This window comes from Flexivirga meconopsidis (assembly GCF_026162425.1).
Lineage (GTDB): Bacteria > Actinomycetota > Actinomycetes > Actinomycetales > Dermatophilaceae > Flexivirga > Flexivirga meconopsidis.
This window is the reverse complement of sequence record NZ_JAOBQJ010000005.1, coordinates 274,721-292,737: the sequence shown is the minus strand read 5'-3', so window position 1 is coordinate 292,737 and position 18,017 is coordinate 274,721. Positions and strand designations below refer to the sequence as shown.

The 18,017-nt window shown below is 69.1% G+C and carries 17 protein-coding genes and 1 pseudogene; 5 read left to right on the top strand and 13 right to left on the bottom strand.

Going from position 1 to position 18,017, the window contains the following annotated elements; all coding sequences use genetic code 11:
• Positions 1–104: 104 nt before the first annotated feature.
• Entirely contained in the window at positions 105–1,109 is a 1,005-nt protein-coding gene (locus N2M23_RS17860; RefSeq protein ID WP_265447365.1) for an oxidoreductase, read from the top strand.
• Here the strand turns inward: N2M23_RS17860 and N2M23_RS21145 are convergent.
• Positions 1,066–1,284: pseudogene (locus tag N2M23_RS21145) on the bottom strand (benzoate/H(+) symporter BenE family transporter); the annotation flags it as partial. The gene N2M23_RS17860 and the pseudogene N2M23_RS21145 overlap by 44 nt on opposite strands.
• 166 nt (positions 1,285–1,450) lie before the next feature.
• Between N2M23_RS21145 and N2M23_RS17855 the strand changes: the two are divergent.
• On the top strand, positions 1,451–2,635 hold the full coding sequence (locus tag N2M23_RS17855) for a zinc-dependent alcohol dehydrogenase (RefSeq protein ID WP_265447363.1): 1,185 nt from the start codon (positions 1,451–1,453) through the stop codon (positions 2,633–2,635).
• An 81-nt stretch (positions 2,636–2,716) separates the two neighbouring features.
• Here N2M23_RS17855 and N2M23_RS17850 read toward each other — a convergent pair whose 3' ends face one another.
• From N2M23_RS17850 to N2M23_RS17840, 3 genes are all read right to left on the bottom strand, one after another.
• A complete protein-coding gene (locus N2M23_RS17850; protein WP_265447361.1) occupies positions 2,717–3,808 on the bottom strand; it encodes a hypothetical protein in 1,092 nt (363 codons plus the stop codon).
• Positions 3,809–3,875: 67 nt separating this feature from the next.
• Complete coding sequence (locus tag N2M23_RS17845; RefSeq protein WP_265447359.1) at positions 3,876–4,595, bottom strand: cysteine hydrolase family protein; 720 nt, start codon at positions 4,593–4,595, stop codon at positions 3,876–3,878.
• Entirely contained in the window at positions 4,595–5,185 is a 591-nt protein-coding gene (locus tag N2M23_RS17840) for an isochorismatase family protein (RefSeq protein WP_265447357.1), read from the bottom strand. The genes N2M23_RS17845 and N2M23_RS17840 overlap by 1 nt, the downstream gene beginning before the upstream one ends.
• A gap of 163 nt (positions 5,186–5,348) precedes the next feature.
• Here N2M23_RS17840 and N2M23_RS17835 point away from each other — a divergent pair, with 163 nt between their 5' ends.
• Complete coding sequence (locus N2M23_RS17835) at positions 5,349–6,344, top strand: GlxA family transcriptional regulator (RefSeq protein WP_265447355.1); 996 nt, start codon at positions 5,349–5,351, stop codon at positions 6,342–6,344.
• 9 nt (positions 6,345–6,353) lie between these two features.
• Here N2M23_RS17835 and N2M23_RS17830 read toward each other — a convergent pair whose 3' ends face one another.
• Complete coding sequence (locus N2M23_RS17830; protein WP_265447353.1) at positions 6,354–7,340, bottom strand: alpha/beta hydrolase; 987 nt, start codon at positions 7,338–7,340, stop codon at positions 6,354–6,356.
• A 125-nt stretch (positions 7,341–7,465) separates the two neighbouring features.
• Entirely contained in the window at positions 7,466–8,116 is a 651-nt protein-coding gene (locus N2M23_RS17825) for a (2Fe-2S)-binding protein (RefSeq protein WP_265447351.1), read from the bottom strand.
• A 39-nt stretch (positions 8,117–8,155) separates the two neighbouring features.
• Between N2M23_RS17825 and N2M23_RS17820 the strand changes: the two genes are divergently transcribed.
• The gene (locus N2M23_RS17820; protein WP_265447349.1) at positions 8,156–8,899 is read left to right on the top strand and encodes a cobalt-precorrin-6A reductase; all 744 of its coding nucleotides are present in this window, start codon (positions 8,156–8,158) and stop codon (positions 8,897–8,899) included.
• A 90-nt stretch (positions 8,900–8,989) separates the two neighbouring features.
• A complete protein-coding gene (locus tag N2M23_RS17815; protein WP_265447348.1) occupies positions 8,990–9,643 on the top strand; it encodes a DedA family protein in 654 nt (217 codons plus the stop codon).
• Here the strand turns inward: N2M23_RS17815 and cbiB are convergent.
• Genes cbiB through N2M23_RS17780 form a run of 7 tightly spaced genes read right to left on the bottom strand, consistent with a single transcriptional unit; the run spans position 9,546 to position 17,997 of the window.
• Entirely contained in the window at positions 9,546–10,472 is a 927-nt protein-coding gene (gene cbiB, locus N2M23_RS17810) for an adenosylcobinamide-phosphate synthase CbiB (RefSeq protein ID WP_265447346.1), read from the bottom strand. The genes N2M23_RS17815 and cbiB overlap by 98 nt on opposite strands.
• Positions 10,465–11,040 carry a bifunctional adenosylcobinamide kinase/adenosylcobinamide-phosphate guanylyltransferase gene (locus N2M23_RS17805; protein ID WP_265447344.1) on the bottom strand — a complete coding sequence of 192 codons (576 nt, stop codon included), beginning with the start codon at positions 11,038–11,040 and terminating at the stop codon, positions 10,465–10,467. The genes cbiB and N2M23_RS17805 overlap by 8 nt, the downstream gene beginning before the upstream one ends.
• The gene (locus N2M23_RS17800; RefSeq protein ID WP_265447343.1) at positions 11,037–11,831 is read right to left on the bottom strand and encodes an adenosylcobinamide-GDP ribazoletransferase; all 795 of its coding nucleotides are present in this window, start codon (positions 11,829–11,831) and stop codon (positions 11,037–11,039) included. Before N2M23_RS17800 ends, N2M23_RS17805 begins: the two co-directional genes overlap by 4 nt.
• Complete coding sequence (gene cobA / locus N2M23_RS17795; protein WP_265447341.1) at positions 11,828–12,847, bottom strand: uroporphyrinogen-III C-methyltransferase; 1,020 nt, start codon at positions 12,845–12,847, stop codon at positions 11,828–11,830. Before cobA ends, N2M23_RS17800 begins: the two co-directional genes overlap by 4 nt.
• The gene (gene cobBC / locus N2M23_RS17790; RefSeq protein ID WP_279672394.1) at positions 12,840–15,344 is read right to left on the bottom strand and encodes a bifunctional hydrogenobyrinic acid a,c-diamide synthase/histidinol phosphate aminotransferase CobBC; all 2,505 of its coding nucleotides are present in this window, start codon (positions 15,342–15,344) and stop codon (positions 12,840–12,842) included. The genes cobA and cobBC overlap by 8 nt, the downstream gene beginning before the upstream one ends.
• On the bottom strand, positions 15,338–15,952 hold the full coding sequence (gene cobO, locus N2M23_RS17785) for a cob(I)yrinic acid a,c-diamide adenosyltransferase (protein ID WP_265447337.1): 615 nt from the start codon (positions 15,950–15,952) through the stop codon (positions 15,338–15,340). The genes cobBC and cobO overlap by 7 nt, the downstream gene beginning before the upstream one ends.
• Positions 15,952–17,997 carry a VWA domain-containing protein gene (locus N2M23_RS17780; protein WP_265447336.1) on the bottom strand — a complete coding sequence of 682 codons (2,046 nt, stop codon included), beginning with the start codon at positions 17,995–17,997 and terminating at the stop codon, positions 15,952–15,954. The genes cobO and N2M23_RS17780 overlap by 1 nt, the downstream gene beginning before the upstream one ends.
• Positions 17,998–18,017: the final 20 nt, after the last annotated feature.

Sequence of the window (18,017 nt, the reverse complement as noted above, 5' to 3'; positions counted from 1 at the left end):
CGCCCTTCTCGCTCGCGTAATGATGGTCGCGGATGAGGAGGGCGTTTTCCATGTTGGACGCACGGCTAGGCTTAGTCGCAGCCTTCCGATCGGGGGAATCCCACGTGACCGAATGTGTGGCCGGCAGCATCGCGTCGCCCGCGTCCGACGCCATGGCGCGGGCAGCCATCGGCAAGCGCTGGACCGCGCGCTCGGTGCCGGACCTCGCGGGGCGACGGGTCGTGATCACCGGTGCCACCCGCGGGTTGGGTCGCGCGACAGCGCTCGCACTGGCCAGCAAAGGCGCCTCTCTGGTGCTCCCCGTGAGGAGCCCGGCGGCAGGGTATGCCGTGGCGGAGGAGATCCGCCGGGAGCACGGGGTCGACGTCACGGTCGGTCACCTCGACCTGGCCGACCTCCCGACCGTCCGGTCGTTCGTCGACGAGTTGGACGGGCCGGTGGACGTCCTGATCAACAATGCCGGCCGGATGTGGGGTCCGCGCATGACGACCGTCGACGGTTTCGAGGCCCAGCTCGGCACCAACTACCTGGGCCACTTCGCGCTCACCGGACTCCTGCTGCCCACGCTCCTGGCCGGCCCTGCACCGAGAGTCGTCAGCCTGAGCAGCGTCTTCCACCGCTTCGGCACGTTCGCCTTCGACGACATGCACTTCACTCGCGGCTACGCCCAGAACGCCGCCTACGCGCGCTCCAAACTCGCCACCCTCGTCTTCGCTCGCGAGCTGGCCCGGCGAGCCACGACAGCCGGCGTGGCGCTGCGTAGTTATGCCGCGCATCCCGGCTACTCGGCGACCGACCTGCAGACCGACGGGGTAGAGGGCGTCACCCGCCTGACGATGAGACTCGGCAACGCCCTTCTTGCCACTTCCGCGGAGGAGGGCGCCTGGCCGACCGTCTGCGCCGCCACGCTCCCGGAGCTACCCAACGGCACCTTCGTCGGCCCGAGCAAACTCGGCGGCTACCGCGGCACCCCCGGTGTCGCGGCATCGAGCCGGCTGTCCCGGGACGAGGCCGTCGCGCGCGAGCTATGGGAGTTCTCCGAGCGCGAGACGGGGGTGCGGCCTTCTACCCTGCTGGCGGTGCGCGTGGCGCGGATGAGGTCGAGCTAGCGGGTGTGTCGGTAGGCGCCTCGGAGGAGCGCCTGGTGTTTCGCCACGGCAATTGGATGCCTTGCTGTTTGAGCATCTGGTAGACCGCGAGACCGCCCAACAGGCCCCAGAAGGCGCTGTCAATGCTTGCGATGGTGATGCCGGAGGCGCTTACCGCGAACGTCACGAGGGCAGCTTCCCTCGACGCTCGTCAGCGACCTCGAGCGGAGATGTTGGGAGAAAGCCTGTTGCACAACATCGGCGGGGCAAGCGAGCGCGAGTCCGCCGTCCGGGTCCGTTTGCCCACGGGACCGCTCGGGTAGGCGGCGATCGTAAAGATTGACGCGAGCGAAGGAGCCGACGTGAAGGCACTGACCTGGCAGTCCCGGGAGAACGTCGAAGTCATCGACGTGCCGGACCCACGGATCGAGGAGCCGCACGACGCGATCGTCCGCGTCACCTCGACCGCAATCTGCGGGTCCGATCTGCACCTCTACAGCGTCCTCGGCCCGTTCCTCAGCAAGGGCGACGTGCTCGGGCACGAGACGATGGGCATCGTCGAGGAGGTTGGTGCCGCCGCGGGCGACCTGCGTCCCGGCGACCGAGTCGTCATACCGTTCAACATCTCGTGCGGCAACTGCTGGATGTGCAACCACGGCCTGCAGGCGCAGTGCGAGACGACCCAGGTGCGTTCGCAGGAGAAGGGCGCTGCGCTCTTCGGCTACACCAGCCTCTACGGCTCGGTGCCGGGTGGCCAAGCCGAATTCGTGCGCGTGCCTCAGGCGCAGTATGGACCGGTGAAGGTGCCGGAGAGCGGGTCCGACGAGCGCTGGCTCTACCTGTCGGACATCCTCCCGACTGCCTGGCAGGGCGCCCGCTACGCCGACGTCACCGACGGCGACACGGTGTTGGTCGTCGGACTCGGCCCGGTGGGGCAACTCGCCACCCGAGCCGCCCAACAGCAAGGCGCTGCAAGGGTGTTCGGCGCGGACCTGGTCGACGAGCGGCTGGCGATGGCGGACGCGCACGGGGTCGAGACGATCGACATACGCCGCGACAAGGATGTCGGCGATGTCGTCCGGCAACTGACCGGCGGCCGTGGAGCCGACCGGGTGATCGACGCCGTCGGCATGGAGGCACACGGCGACCCGCTGGCCAAGACCGCGACCTCCGCAGTGACCCGTATGCCGCAGGCCATCGCCCGAAAAGCCATGGAGCGGGCCGGAATCGACCGGTTGAAGGCGCTCCACACCGCGCTCGACGCGGTGCGCCGCGGCGGCACCGTCTCCCTCAGCGGCGTCTACGGCGGCATGGTCGACCCGATGCCGCTGATGGACATGTTCGACAAGGGGATCACGCTGCGGATGGGCCAGGCGAACGTGCGCCGCTGGACCGACGAACTGCGCGACGTGCTGAGTCGCGACGATGACGTCTTCGACGTTGAGGGCCTCGCGACCCACCACCTCCCGCTGGCCGATGCCGCCAAGGGGTACGACATGTTCCAGAAGAAGGAGGACGGCTGCATCAAGGTGGTGCTGCAGCCGTGACCCGCCGTCACCGGTGGCCGCGATGAACCAGCCAGAAGTGGAGATTGGCTGTCCCACTTCTGGCTGGCTGCTAACGCGCAGTCACCGTCGGACCGGACACGTGCCTTCCGCAGCATTGGCCAGGTTGTAGGTCGGTGCGCTGAGCGGCGACGTGCTACCGAGTTGGTTCAGGATCTCGTCGGACAGCAGGTCCTGGCTTCCCTTGAGCGCATCGGCCACCTTCGTGTCCCGGGGGAAGACGAGTTCGGCGGCGACGTTGTCCTGGACGATCCGGGCCAGATTGTCCAACGCAGTGAAGATGGGGTCGGTCGGCGGTTCGAGCCCGGGCAGATCGATCAGGTGCGTTTCCACCTTGGCCGGATCCATGCAGTCCTTGATGATGATCGTGTTCTGGTTGAGGACTGAGGTCGTCCATTGGGAGACCACCACCGTGTAGAGGTCCGACCAGGCAGCGGCGCCCAGCCTGGCGCGCCATGTGTTCATGACGTTCTGGACACCGGAGATCTGCGCTTCGGACGCGAACCTCATGTTGGTGCGGATGTCGGGATAGACACTGCCCGAGAAGGATTCGAACGTCTGCATGTCAAAACGCTTCGTTGCCAGGCAACTGCGGATGAAGCGCAACGCGCCGTCGAGGATGTTCGTGCACGACTGTGTCAGTTCCGGTGGCAGCTGGGCCGCCGGCAGATTCTTGCGTGCCGTGGTCAGCGTGTCTGCATACGCCTGCAACGGCACCGTCCATGCGGTGGAGGACGCGTCGCGGAACGCCACCATGAGCACGTCGTGCGCGTCGATGCGGCCGGCATTCGGCACGGCCGGAATCTCGTCGGCAAGGTATGAGGCGAGCACCGAGAAGCACCCGAGCGGCACATGCGCGATCGACTTTGCCAGCTCGAACGCCTCCGGTACGGGATTGACCGACTCCTGCCCGCCACTGGTGACGAGGGTGAACTTGCCGCCCCTTGCGTCGTTCTCGACGACGATCACGGGCGACAGATGCTTGATCAGTTCAGACTTCAAAGCTGCATAGTTCGAGCGCATTCCGGCGTTCACCGCGCGGATGGACGCCTTCGCCTGCGCGGCCGTGACCGCGGCAGTCTCAGACGTCGTCGCGGCCTGCGCTCCCGGCGTTGCGAGTAACGTCGCGGCACCCGCGACCGAGACTCCGCCCATGAAGCTGCGGCGAGTTGTGGACATGGTTCCCCCCTGTGGGTTTGGTGTGATCGGTGACGGTCGGTGGTCAGGAAAGGTCGCGTTGGGCGGGTACGACGACGCCGTACAGGTCCTGCACTGTTGCGAGTGCGGTGCGTTGAACCGCATCGGCCGGTATCCCGTTCGGGTCACCGCTCAGCGGGAGCGCACGAGTTGCCGACGCGTCGCCGATGACGGTCGGCGCGAATCCGTTGACGAACGCTCCCTGGGTGGTGAACAGGGTGCACATGTGGGTCATGAAGCCCGCCACGATGACCTTCGTCCTGCCGGTCTTCTTGAGATCCGCGAGGAGTCGGGTGCCCCGAAACGCGTCGGGAACACTCTTGACGACCACCTGCTCACCGGCCCGTGGTTTGAGCGCCGGAATGATCTGTCCTTGCGCCGATTTGAGGTCGTACCCCTTGTCGACGATGTGAATCACCGGAGTGCGTGCCGCCCGCGCCCTGTCGAGCAACTGCTTCGCGTTGTCGACCGCGGGCCGCCAACCGTCGAGCTTCATCGCGCCCGACGTGTAGACGTTCTGGTAGTCGACGAGCACCAGCGTCGCATCTGCGAGAGTCGCCGGACTCTCCGGGAGTTTGTTCAGCTCACGAAGTGTCGTCGTGTCCTTCGCAAGGTTCTTGCCGGCCGTGGTGGAGGTCGCGGGGGCCTTCGGCTGGGCCGTGCTTCCGGCTGCACCGCATGCGCTGAGGCCAAGCGCGAGTGTTCCTGCCGCGGCGAAGGCCGCCAGGCCTGACCATCGGCTCATCAGTTCAGCTCCTTCGCGTTCGCGACCACCACGCCGAACAGGTCGCCGATGGTGGCCAGTGCGCCGTAATGCACCTGGCACGCGTCGAGGTCGGCGCCGGCGACTGGCAACGAGCGGGTGGCGCAGGCGTTGGCGACGACCGTCGCCCGGTTGCTGCGCAGGAAGGCGCCCTGGGTCGTGAAGGCGACGCACATGTGGGTCATGAAGCCGGCGATGACCAGATTGTCGTTCCCGGCGGCGTCGACGAGGTTGCCCAGGTCGGTGTCGACGAATGCGTCCGGCACCTGCTTGACGACCACGGCTTCTCCCTCGATCGGAGCCACCGCCGGGTGGATCTGCCCGATCTCCGCCCGGATGTCGTAGGGCGTGCCCTCACCTCCGTCATTGATGACGTGTACGACGGTGGCGCCGGCTTCGCGCGCCTGCGCGAGGAGGCCGGCGGCGGCTTCGAGCGCCGCCTCCCAGCCGTCGAGCTCCATAACCCCTGTCGTGTAGGTGTTCTGGTAATCGACCATGATCAGCGTCGAGTCGGCCAGTGGCGCCGGAGCGTCGTCGAACTTGTTGAGCTGGCGCAGGGTGGTTCGAGACATGGGAAATCCCTTCTCAGATAACGGTTTTCATGACTCAGCACAGGTTTCCGGTGCGGTGCTCACCACGCTACGCGGCTGGCCAGATGTCGGCAATGTCGTCTAACCTGCATAAACCGACATTGCCGCAAGGGCCGTGTCATGACCGCCGGGGGAGAGGGTGCACGTGGACCGCCTGATCGTGATCGTGCTGTTCGACCGGGTCGATCTGCTGGACGTCACGGGGCCGCCGGAGGTGTTCTCGCTCGCGCGGCGAGTGACCGACGACGCTGCGTCATACGAGGTGGTGCTGGCGGCGGCGACGACCGACCCGGTCACGACCGGTGCCGGCGTGCGCGTGCTGCCGGATGTGACCTTCGAGCAACTGTCGCGACGGGCGATCGACACCCTGATCGTTCCCGGGGCGGTTGACGTCGACACCGACCGGCGGGTGCAGCCCGTGGTCGACCCCGAGATCGTCGCCGCCGTGGACCGATTGGCGAGACGGACGCGACGGGTGACGTCGGTGTGCGTCGGCGCCCACGTGCTGGCCGCCGCCGGCCTGCTCGACGGCAAGCGGGCCACCACCCACTGGTCGACGGCCGCCCAGTTGGCGGCCGATCACCCGGCCGTGGAGGTCGACGCCGACCCGATCTTCATCCGGGACGGTGACGTCTGGACCGGGGCGGGGATCAGCTCCTGCCTCGACCTGTCGCTGGCGCTCATCGCGGACGACCTCGGCGAGGGGGTCGCACTGCGCGTCGCGCGGCAGCTGGTGATGTATCTGAAGCGGCCGAGCGGGCAGAGCCAGTTCAGCGTGCCGCTCGAGCAGATCGCGACCACTCGGAGGATCGAGGAGCTGCGGCACTACATCCTCCGCAACCTCCAAAAGCCGCTCACCGTAGGCGAACTCGCGGCAGAGGCACACGTCGGAGACCGTCAGCTGACGAGGCTGTTCAAGACCGAGCTCGGGGTGACGCCGCACGCGTATGTCGAGTCGCTGCGCGTCGAGGCGGCCCGCAATCGACTGGAGACAACCGACGACACGCTCGACCGGATCGCGGGCGCCTGCGGTCTCGGCACGGTCGACACTCTGGTGCGGGCCTTCCGGCGGCGGCTCGACACGACTCCTGCCGAATACCGCCGCCGGTTCCGCACACGGCCCGCCGACCCGGTGACCTGAGCGACTCGATCAGCCCGCCTTGCGCAGGTGCGCCACTACGCCGTTGATGTCCTCGACGAGTCGGTCGCGGCGCACGAAGTGTCCACCGTTGTCACCGGCACCGCCGAGTTCGTACGCCGTGTAACCGATGCCGGCGCCGTTGAGCAGGCCCTTGAACTCGCGCTGGGTGCCGAAGACGAAGCGCTCGTTGACGTCTGACTGGTTGGTGCCCGACACGAGGAAGATTCGCTTTCCGCGGAACCTGTCGATGTGCTCGCACGGGTTGTCCCGGGACACGAACTGCTGATTCCACGCCGGCGAGAGCGGGCCGTTCGCATAGAGCGGGAAGGTGCCTGACTCGGCCAGCGAGCTGACGTTGATCCAGTGCGTGACGATGTCGAGGTTGGCCGCGCTGCGCAGGTTGGCCGGCCCCGAGTGCGCCGACACCGACGCGAAGTGACCGTAGTAGACGTGCGCGAATTTGAGCGCCCCAAAACCACCCATCGAGAACCCGCCGACGGCGCGACCGGCAAATTCCGCGAAGGTCGAGAACGTTGCATCCACCCACGGAATCAGCTGGTGAATGTGGAATTGCTCGTAGTGCCTCACACCCAAGCTGCTCTGCGCGAAGTCACCGTGCCATCCGGCCGTGCCGCCATCCGGCATCACGATGATCAGTTGCTTGCCCACGGTCAGGTCGCGAATGTGGTCCTCGAGGTCGAACTTTCGGAAGTCCTGAGCCCCACCGTGGAAGAGGTAGTAGACGGGGTAACGCTTGCTGGGTGTGTAGCCGTCGGGCAACAGCACGTTGACCGCCGGGTTCCAGGCGAGAGCGGTGGTCTTGAATCGGTAGTACTGCATGCGGCCGAAGCTCTGATGCTCGATCTGTTGCAAACCGTCCACCGCGTGTGCGCGAGGTGCGGCTGCGACGCCGGCGGCGGTCCCCAATGCGGTCGCGGCCGCGACGCCGCCGACACCCTTGAGCACCCTGCGTCGACTGGGCTGATGCGAAGACATGCGATGTGGCCTTCCTCGGTTGGTAACGGTTGGTGCCGCCGACTGTAGTAATCGATTTCCACTATGGGAACAGATGCGAGAAAAATTTTCGTGGACGGGACGGATCCGCCGTCGGAGAGCAGGGCTCAACCGAGCACGCAGTCGCCGCAGATGGCTTCGCGGGTGCCCGCGGCGCGGTAGATGAGGCAGCAGCTGCGCCGCCGGAAGCCCGGGCCGCTGCGGAGGCCACCGCCGTCGATGCGCGGATCCGCGAGGACAGTGTCGGCCTCGGCGGTCGCGGCCGGCACGAGGTCGGGCCGGGACATTCGCATCAGCGTGACCGTGCTGTTGGCGGCCGATCCGACGTTGCCCCACAGCACCCGCTCGCTGACCGCGAAGCTGTCGGCGACGGTGGCGGTGAAAGTCTCGATGACACTGTCCTGCAACGGATCTCGCGGATGAGTGGCAGCCGCGAACGAGAACGCCAACGGTCCACCCGCCGTTTCCCGGCACCACACCTGGCCCGGTGACAGCACGACTCCCGGCCACCCCAGTGCCCGTGCGCCAATGTGTGCGGCAACCAGCTTCGCCACGATGCCCAGGTGCGCCGTCGAGGCCGCCACTCGCCGTTCGACGGGGGCGCCGCCGGGCTGACGCAGCAGCCGTTGCACGGTGTCCACTCGCTGCCTCAACCAAGCGGGGGAGAGCAGCTCCGTCATACGACTCCACGACGCGTCCGGCGTCGCGGACGGGTCGTGCAGGTCGAAGGCGAGATGTTCGCCGAGAGGGTGGGCCATCGGCATAGGAGGCTATCTCGGGCCGGTAACCTCGTGCAGGTGCGTGTACTGGTGCTCGGTGGGACCGCCGAAGCCCGCGCCCTCGCCGAAATCCTGTATGACGGGGGCCACGACTTGACCTCCTCGCTCGCGGGACGCGTGGCCTCACCCCGGCTGCCGGTGGGGCAGGTGCGGATCGGCGGATTCGGCGGTGTGACCGGGATGCGCGACTACCTGACGGAGCACCGGGTTGAGGCAGTCGTCGACGCAACCCACCCCTTTGCCACCGGGATGCGGGAGAACGCCCGAAAAGCCTGTGCTGAGAGCGGGATTGCGCTCATCAGGCTGGCGCGGCCCGGATGGGCCGAGCACCCTGACGCGCACACCTGGCACTGGGCCGACGACTACGACGCGGCGCGCGAGAAAGCCGAGCGATGGGGGCAGCGGCCGTTCCTCACGACGGGGCGCCAGACGCTGCCGTTCTTCACGTCCGCCTGGGCCGGCCGCGAGGTGCTGCTGCGCGTCGTGGACCCCGACGTCGAGGTGCCGACCGCGTGGCGGGTCGTGCACGATCGGGGGCCCTACGTCATACCCGGGGAAGTGGCGCTGATGCGGCAGCACCGGGTCGACGTGCTGCTGACCAAGGACTCCGGCGGCAGTTACACCGCCGCCAAACTGGCTGCCGCGGCGCAGCTCGGGGTGCCGGTCGTCGTCGTGCGCCGCCCGGCGCAGGCGGCCGGTGTCACCACGGTCGACAGCCCCGAGGCGGCGGCAGCGGCGATCGCCCTCCTCCCTGGGGCGTAGGACACACCAGACCTGGGCACGATGTGCACCCCGGTGATCGTTCGTAACGTCGAAGGCACGCCATCCGATCCGTTCCAGGGGGACCGACCCGTGCTCGAAGCTGTCAACGACTTCATCCTGCAACTTGCCGGCCAACCCTGGGTGTATGCCGTCATCGGCGCCCTCGGGGCGCTCGACGCCTTCATCCCGCCGCTGCCCAGCGAGTCGGCAATCGTCGCGCTGGCCGCGCTCGGGGAGGCGGGCGGAGTCAACCTGTGGTTGCTCGGCGTCGTCGGCGCGGTCGGCGCACTGCTCGGCGACACGGTCGCCTTTCTGATCGGCCGCCGTGTCGGCACCGAACGCTTTGCCTGGCAACGCAAACCCCGAGTTGCCAAGGCATTGACCTGGGCCGGCAACGAGCTCGAGCGTCGCGGCGGCCTACTGATCTTCACTGCCCGCTACATCCCGGTCGGGCGCATTGCGGTGATGATGACCGCCGGCGCGACCGGCATGCGACCGCGCCGATTCCTCACCTACGCCGCGATCGGCTGTGCCGCCTGGTCCGGCTGGTCCGTCCTCGTCGGCGCGCTGGCGGGCCGATTGCTCGGTGACAACCCGTTGCTCGCCGCCGGTGTCGGGATTGCCATCGCACTCAGCATCGGGCTGCTCATCGACCAGGTCTCGGCAGGCTCGCGACGACCGAAACAGCAGCAGCCGCAACCGACACCCGCCCGAGCAGTCGCACCGCAGACCGAAGAGCGGTGACGGGCGGCGGTCCGCCGTCGCCGAGTGTGCCCCGATCCTCGGCCCCCGATGCGTAGACATTCCGGCCGCCGAGCCGCACGCCGAGCGCTGCCGCGAACGCCGCTTCGACCACGCCGGCGTTCGGGCTCGGATGGGCGCTCGCATCACGCGCAACAGTGCGCCGTATGGCGCCAGTCGCGTCCGGCCGCACCGCCGCGACGAGCAGCGCGGTCAGTCTGGCCGGCAGCAGGTTGGCCGCGTCGTCGGCCCGGGCGGCGGTCTTGCCGAAGCGTTCGTAGCGGTCGCTGCGGTGCCCCCACATGGCGTCGAGCGTGTTGATCGCCCGGTATCCCAGCAGGCCAGGGACGCCCGCGACGACGCCCCAGAAGAGCGCCGCGACCACCGCATCCGAGGAGTTCTCCGCGACGGATTCGGTTGCGGCCCGGGTAATCTCGGTTTCGGTGAGGTCATCAGTGACGCGGCCGACCAGATGGGTCACCTGCTCGCGCGCCCCCGGAAGGTTGCCGGCGCCGAGGTAGTCGGCGACGAGCGACGCCTCGTCGGCGAGGGTGCGGCTGCCGAGCACGACGAAGGTAGCCCCTGCGGTCGCCATACAGCGCATCAGCGGCCCTCGCCGCTCCAGCGCTGTCCCGAGCGCGACGATCGGGAGCACGGCGACGGCCTCGGCGACCACGCCGGCGGTCACTGTGCGCGTGTTGAGCCTTCGCTCCAATCGACCTGCGGCAGAACCGAACAGCGCGACCGGATGCCCGCTGCGCGGGTCGCCGAAGGCCCGATCGAGGCCGCACCCGAGCAGTAGCCCGACGGCCCGCGGCCAGTCCCTACGCATCACGGTGCAGCCGGCCGAGACTGCCGGCTGGCGGGGCAGCGCCCTTGACGGGTAGCACCTGACCGCTCACGCAGAGCAGCACCGCGTCCGCGACCTCCGCGAGCCGTTGGTTGAGCCGGCCAAGCTCGTCGGCGAAGATGCGACCCGACCGGTGCTCGGACACCAAGCCCCAGCCGACCTCGTTGGTCACGACCACAATGTCGCCGCTCGGCGCGAGCAGGGCGTCGACCAACCTCGTCGCCTTCCGGTCGTATTCGGGCCCCCAGACGGCGCGTGGAGCGTCCCAGGCAGCCAGTGCGTCGAGCACGCCGGTGAGCCACGTGCCGAGGCAGTCCACGAGCGTCCCCCCGGGCGCATCGGTCAGCGCCGCCGGCACGTTGAGGGTGCCGACGTTGCTCCAGTGTGCGGGGCGGCGGCGCTGGTGCGCGCGGACCCGGTCGGCCCAGTCGGCGTCGTCGCGGTCGGGGCCGGTTGCGATATACCGGACCAGAGCGCCTGGGTCGAACAGCCGCTCGGCGAGCGCGGATTTGCCCGAGCGCACGCCACCGGTGACAAGCACGAGAGTCATCGCACGCCCGCCGACAACACCACCAGCGTGACGGTGAGCGCGACCTCGATCGCGGCTCCGAAAACGTCACCGGTGACCCCGCCTATGCGGCGAATCACCCTTTGCAGCAACAGAAGTACGCTCACGGTTGCGGCTGCGGCGGCGATGCTGCCGAGCCAAGGCCGACCGGGCGCTGAGGACGTCGACTGCCACCACCAGGTCGCTGCGGAGAGAACCGCTCCATAACCGATGACCGCGATGCCCGCGAGCGCCATTGGCACCGATCCGGACATCACCGCTCCCAGGCCGTCGGAGCGAGCCGCCGGGAAGTGCCGTTCGGCGGTGATGGCTGTGCCGACGCGAGACCAGCAGAGCGCGGCCGCCGCCACGAGCCACCCGCGTGGCGTGCCGAACAGCGCGCCGAGGGTGGCTGACTGCACGAGTAGCACCAGCACGATCGCGGCCACGCCCATCGGACCGACATCGCCCGTGCGCATGATCTGCAGGGCGCGCTCGCGCGTCCAGCCGCCGCCCAATCCGTCGACGGTGTCAGCCAATCCGTCCACATGCATGGCCCGCGAGCCGTAGGTCATCACCCCGACAGCGGCCGCACCGGCCACGACCTCCGGGACACCGAGCTCGGTGGCGAGCGCGCCGGCGGCGGTGGCGATCGCGAGGATCGGAAGGATCGCGACCGGCGTCAGCAGCATGGCGGTCCGCGCGGCGGCTCGATCGATATCGGGGAGGCGGCCGACCGGGATGATCGTCGTGACGCCGGCAGCGACCCGCAGGCCGGTGATCACCGGACTCACTTCCCGACCTCGGGCAGGGTGTCGACCACCGGGCCGACCACCGTGACAGCCGGGGCCCGGACACCTTCGGATTGCGTGCTTTTCGCGATGGCGTCGAGGCGAGCCCGGACGGCTCGTTGCCCGGTGACCGCGGCATTCTCGATGGTGGCGGCGGGAGTGTCCGGTGACATCCCCGCGTCGATGAGGGTGCGAGTGATCGCCTCGAGGGTCGCGATCCCCATCAGGATCACCAGGGTGAGCCCGCTGCGCGCCAGCGCCGCCCAGTCGACATCGCTGCGCGGGTCGTCGGGCGCGACGTGACCGGACACCACCGCGAAGCCCTGCGTGAGCGACCGGTGAGTGAGTGGGATGCCGGCGAGGGCAGGCGCCGCGAGCGCACTCGACACTCCGGGCACGACGCGCACCGAAACGCCGGCCTGAGCACACGCGATCCACTCCTCGCCACCGCGACCGAAGACGAAGCTGTCGCCGCCCTTCAGCCGTACGACGCGGAGTCCCGCTCGCGCGTGCTCGACGAGGAGCCGGTTGATCGTCTCCTGCGGCGTGCTCTCGCCACGCGGGATCTTGCCGACGTGGATCACCTCGACCTCAGGTCCCAGTCGGTCGAGCACCGCGACGGGGGCGAGCCGGTCGGTCACCACGACATCGGCTCGCTCGAGTGCCCGTACTGCATCGACGGTGAGCAGCCCCGGCGCTCCAGGCCCTCCACCGACGAGCACCACCTCACCGGGCGCATCGCTGGGCACCGGTGCCGGTGACGGCACGGACGCGGCACCGTCACGGAGCACCACGTCATACTCACCGATCAATTGGGCAGTGAGTGATCCGTGGACCACCGCAGCGAGCCTGCGGTCGGCCAAATCGCTGACGATCGGGTCAGAGGCGGCCAGCAACACGGTCACCGTGGCGCCGCTGCTGACGAGAGCATGGACGGTCTCGGCGACCCGCGGACCGGGCGAGTGCACCAGCACCGTGCGGCCGGCAAGACTCAGCCCAGCAAGACTCGGCTCAGACATGGGCCGGCTCCTGCGCTGGTTGCAGCACAGACCGCAGGCTGGTGATGAGCGCGTCGGTGGTGATGAAGTCGCGGGCCGCGATCCTGATCCAGCCGGCATCGAGACCGGGGAAGGTGTCGCAGCGGCGTACCGCAAAACCGTTGTCGCGCAGGCGCTCCCGGATGCCGACGCCCGGTTGGGCCAGGACGAACGGAGCCATCCCGGGGACGGTTCGGACACCGATCTCATGCAGTCGCTCGGCCAGGTGATCGCGCTGGTGGAGCTGCTGCTCGGCCGCACGGGCAGCTTCCGCGCATGCCGTCGCGGTGGAGCACGCCAGCACGGCTTCGGCGGCCAGAGTGCCGACCGGCCAGTGCTGCTGCGCAGATCGGAGGCGGTCGATCACGGTGGGTGCCGCGATGACGTAGCCGACGCGCAGGCCGGCCAGGCCCCAGGTCTTGGTCAGCGACCGGACGACGATCACGTCGTCCCGCTGCCCTGCCTGCAGGAACGACTCCGGCTCACCGGGGATCGCGTCGAGGAATGCCTCGTCGACCACGACCAGGCGGCCAGGTGCGGCGAGCTGCTCAATGGCCGCCCGTGGGTGCAGCACTCCGGTCGGGTTGGTCGGGTTGCCGATCACGATCAGGTCGGCGCCGGAAGCCGTTGCGTTAGAGATCGTTTCGTCGGTGAGCGTGAAATCCTCGGCGGCGTCCAGCAGGATCCGCTCGACCTGGATCTCGGCCCGGCGCAAGGCGGCTTCCGGCTCGGTGAACTGCGGATGGACGACTGCCGCGCGCTGGGTCAGGCCGCAGCGGGCGATGAGGGTGAACGCCTCGTCGGCGCCGGCGGTCAACAGCACCCGGTGCTCGGCGATCCCGTGCGCTTGGGCGACTGCTCGTCGTGCCGCGGTCAGATCCGGGTATGCCGCCAGTCGGGACATCGACCTGCGGAGCCGGTCGGCAAGCCATGCGGGAGGTTCACTCACCCGGACGTTGACGGCCAGGTCGACCAGGCCTTCGGCCAGCTCGTCGTCGCCGTGATGGTCGAGTGGGTCCGGGGCAGGATGTTCCGGTGTCGTCGGCCGGTGGGCCGCCGGGGAGGGCGTGGCGATGTCGGTGCCGGCGAAATCGGCTGCCGCGACAGCGAAATTCGCCGCCAGCTGCGGGTGACCGGCCCACTCGAGATGCAGGTATGACGCCACCACGCTTGCGCGTCCGGTGCCGGCCGGGTCCAGCGCGAATCCATCCGGCACAGCGCAGCCCCCGTCATACGACAGCAGCCAGGCGGGGGCGGCACCGGCGGCCGGGGTGACTCGCGTGCGGTGGAACTCATGGCCGGTGACTGTGGTGCCCGCCGGGCCGAGCACGCTGTCGGTCGCCAGTCGTGCCTCGCGGTAACCGAGCACAAGCTTCCGGTGCATCGCGCCGACGACCGGAATCGCGCCGGTCATCGGCTGGCCGTCGAGTTCGTCTGCCAGATAGAGCATTCCGGCACACTCGGCGACCGTCGGCATACCGGCAGCTACGACTTGCTTGATCTGGCTGCGCAGCGGCCGGTTGTGCGACAGAGCCGCGGCGTGCACCTCAGGGAAGCCGCCGCCGAGATAGAGCGCGCTCGTCCCGGCCGGGAGCTCGCGGTCCATGATCGGGTCGAAGAACTCGACGCGGCAGCCCGCCGCCTCGAGGAGCTCGACCGTCTCGGGGTAGCGGAAGGTGAAGACCCGGCCGCCCGACACCGCGACGACAGGAGCGTCGGAGACCGGCTGAGCCGGTTGGAGGGCGGCTACGGGATCCCATGACGCGCAATCGATTTGGGGCGCGCAGCGAGACAGCCGGAGCACCCGGTCGAGGTCGACATGGTCGGCGATGGTGCGTGCAACGCTATCGAGCGCGGCAGCCGCCCGCTCGTGCTCATCGACCGGGACCAGCCCGAGATGGCGGGACGGCACGTGCAGACCGGTGTCCCGCGGGATCACGCCAAGGACCGGTAGGCCGATGCGTTCGACCGCACGGCGCGCTTCGTCGGCATGCCGAGCCGAGCCCGCCTTGTTGAGGATCACCCCGACGACCTGCACCTCCGGGTCCGTTCCGGCCAGTCCGGCGACAAGTGCGCCGACAGTGTTGCCGACGTGCGAAATGTCGACCACCACAAGGACCGGCGTCTGCGTGTGCGCGGCGACCCAGCCGGAGGAGCCGAAGCCGTCGGTGCCGAGACGTCCGTCGAACAGACCCATCACACCCTCGATCACGGTGATGTCAGCCGGGTGCGGCACCTCGGCCGCTCGGCGCAGCAGCGGCCCGACGAGGTCGGGGGAGGTGAGCACCGGGTCGAGGTTGCGGCTTCGGCGACCGGTGGCCAGCGCGTGATAGCCGGGGTCGATGTAGTCCGGGCCGACCTTTGCCGCACCGACCACCTGTCCTGCGGCGCGCAGCGCGGCCATCAACCCGACCGCGATCGTGGTCTTTCCCTGCCCGGAGGCCGGGGCGGCCACGAGCAGCCTTGGTAGGTCTACCATTCGATGCCCCGTTGGCCTTTCTGCCCTTTGTCGAAGGGGTGAGCGGTCTTGACCATCTCGGTCGAAAGGTCGGCGATCGCCAGCAGGTCCGGATGGGGATCGCGGCCGGTGATCACCACGTGCTGATAACCCGGGCGGTCACGCAGTGTCTCCACCACCTCGGCCGCGTCGACCCAGCCCCACTTGAGGACGTAGCTGAACTCGTCGAGCACGTAGAGGGTGTGGCGCTGGTCCGCGAGTCGGCGCTTGATCTCCGCCCAGCCCTCCCGAGCGTCGGCGGCGTGATCGTCCTCGGTGCCCTGCTTGCGCGACCAGGACCAGCCGGAACCCATCTTGTGCCACTCGACCGGGCCGCCTTCGCCGGTCTCGGTGTGCAGCCGACCGAGGGTCTCCAGCGCCGTCTGCTCGCCGACTCGCCACTTGGCCGACTTCACGAACTGGAAGACACCGATGTCCCAGCCCTGGTTCCAGCCGCGCAGTGCCAGACCGAACGCCGCGGTCGATTTTCCTTTGCCCGCACCGTGATTGACGACGACCAAGGGCTGGTTGCGTCGCTGGCGGGTGGTCAGGCCGTCCTTCGGCGTGACTTCTGTGTTGCCGCGGACCATCAGGCGCTCCTGCTAAGCCGGGAGGTGGACTCGGCAACGTGGTCGACGAGGGTCTGCGCGGCGACGTCCCCCATCGGCACGTGGCGTGCGTGCATGCGGGCCGCGAGCCGTGCCGCGAGTCCGAGTCTCATCCGTCCGGACTCACAGTCGAGCACCAAGGTTTCCCAACCGGTTTCGGCCCAGTGGTCGGCGATCACGTTGGCGCGATCGAGAGCGTCGGACGTTGCGGTCGCCCGGCCGTCGGTGACGAGCACGACGAGGGGCCGGCGGCGCGGGTCGCGCAGCCGCGCCAGGCGCAGGGTGTGTGCGGTGAGCTCAAGACCCTCGGCGAGGGGAGTGCGGCCGCCGTGGGGCAGCTCGGCCAGGCGGGCAGCTGCAGTGTCGACCGAACTCGTCGGCGGCAGCGTGAGTTCGGCGGTCCGGCCGCGGAAGCTGATCAGCCCCACCTGGTCGCGTCGCTGATAGGCGTCGAGGAGCAACGACAGCACAGCCGTCTTCACCTCGGTCATTCGCTTCCGTGCGGCCATCGAGCCGGACGCGTCGACCACGAAGAGCACCAGGTTGGACTCGCGTCCTTCGCGCACCTGCCGACGCAGGTCGTCCCGCACGATCCTGAGCTGCGGACGCGACTCGCCGCTGCGCGCACCGCGCAGAGCGGCGGTCCGGATGGTCGCCGGCAGGTGCACGGAGCCCCCGTCATACACCGAATGAGCGATGGTGCGCCCGGCGTCGGTGCGTGCCTTGCTGCGCCGTCCGAGCGAGCCCTCGCCGACGCCGCGGACCTCGAATGCCCGTGCCCGGTATGGCGTCTCGGCGCCGGCGACGCCGACCGGTGCGATGCCCGCCGACGGCGGATCGGCTGCGTCCGCAGCATCCTCGGCCGAGTCCGCAGTGTCCGATGCAGGTGGCGCGTCCTGGCTCGTCGGTGCAGTGCCCGTGCTGGAGGACGAATCACCAGGAGACTGAGGGGACTCGGTCGATTTGCCGCCACTGGGGTCATCGTCCGGTCCGTCATCGGGATCGGGCGGGTCCTCCGGCAGCTCCGACTCGTCGAGCAGCTGGTCGAGCAGGTCCTCGTCCATGCCGGGCGCGTCGAACGGATTGCGGCGGCGCCGGTGGGGGAGCGCGAACATCGCCGCCGCCCGGATGTCCTCACGCAGCACTTGGTCACCCCCGCGCCAGGCGGCGTGGGCGAGTGCGGCACGGGCGGTCACGATGTCGGCGCGCATTCCGTCGACGTCGAATCCCGCACAAACCCGGGCGATTGCGGCCATCGCCCGGTCGCTCAGCTCGACCTCGGGCAGTCGTTTGCGCGCGGCCGCGAGACGTGCGGACAGGTCCGCCTGCGCGTCGGCATACCGGGTGGTGAACGACCCGGGGTCGTTGTCGAAGGCGAGTCTGCGTCGCACCACCTCGGCGCGCTCCTGCGGGTCGCGGCTGGCGGCGACCTCGACGGTCAGCCCGAAACGGTCCAGCAACTGCGGGCGCAGCTCTCCCTCTTCGGGATTCATCGTGCCGATGAGCTCCATACGGGCGGCGTGACTGACCGAAACCCCGTCGCGTTCAACGGTATTGCGCCCCATGGCCGCTGCGTCCAGCAGCACGTCGACCAGGTGGTCGGGCAACAGGTTGACCTCGTCGACGTAAAGGATTCCGCGGTTGGCGGCGGCGAGCAGGCCCGGCTCGAACGCCGCGTGCCCCTCGGAGAGGGCAGCGGACAGGTCCAGCGACCCGGTCACCCGGTCCTCACCGGCGCCGACCGGCAGCTCGACCAGGTGCGGGCGACGCCGTACGACCCCCTGCTCGTGACGGCCGGTGTCGGGGCACTCCGGGTCCGGCGCGCCCGGGTCGCAGCCGAACCGGCATCCGGCGATGACGTCCTGTTCGGGGAGCACCGCCGCCAACGCCCGCACCAGTGTCGACTTGGCGGTGCCCTTCTCGCCGCGGACGAGCACGCCGCCGATCTCTGGCGCGACGCTGGTCAGCACGAGCGCGAGCGACATGTCGTCGGCGCCGACTACGGCGGTGAAAGGGAAGGTGGACACAGCAAGCAGAACCTCCTCGG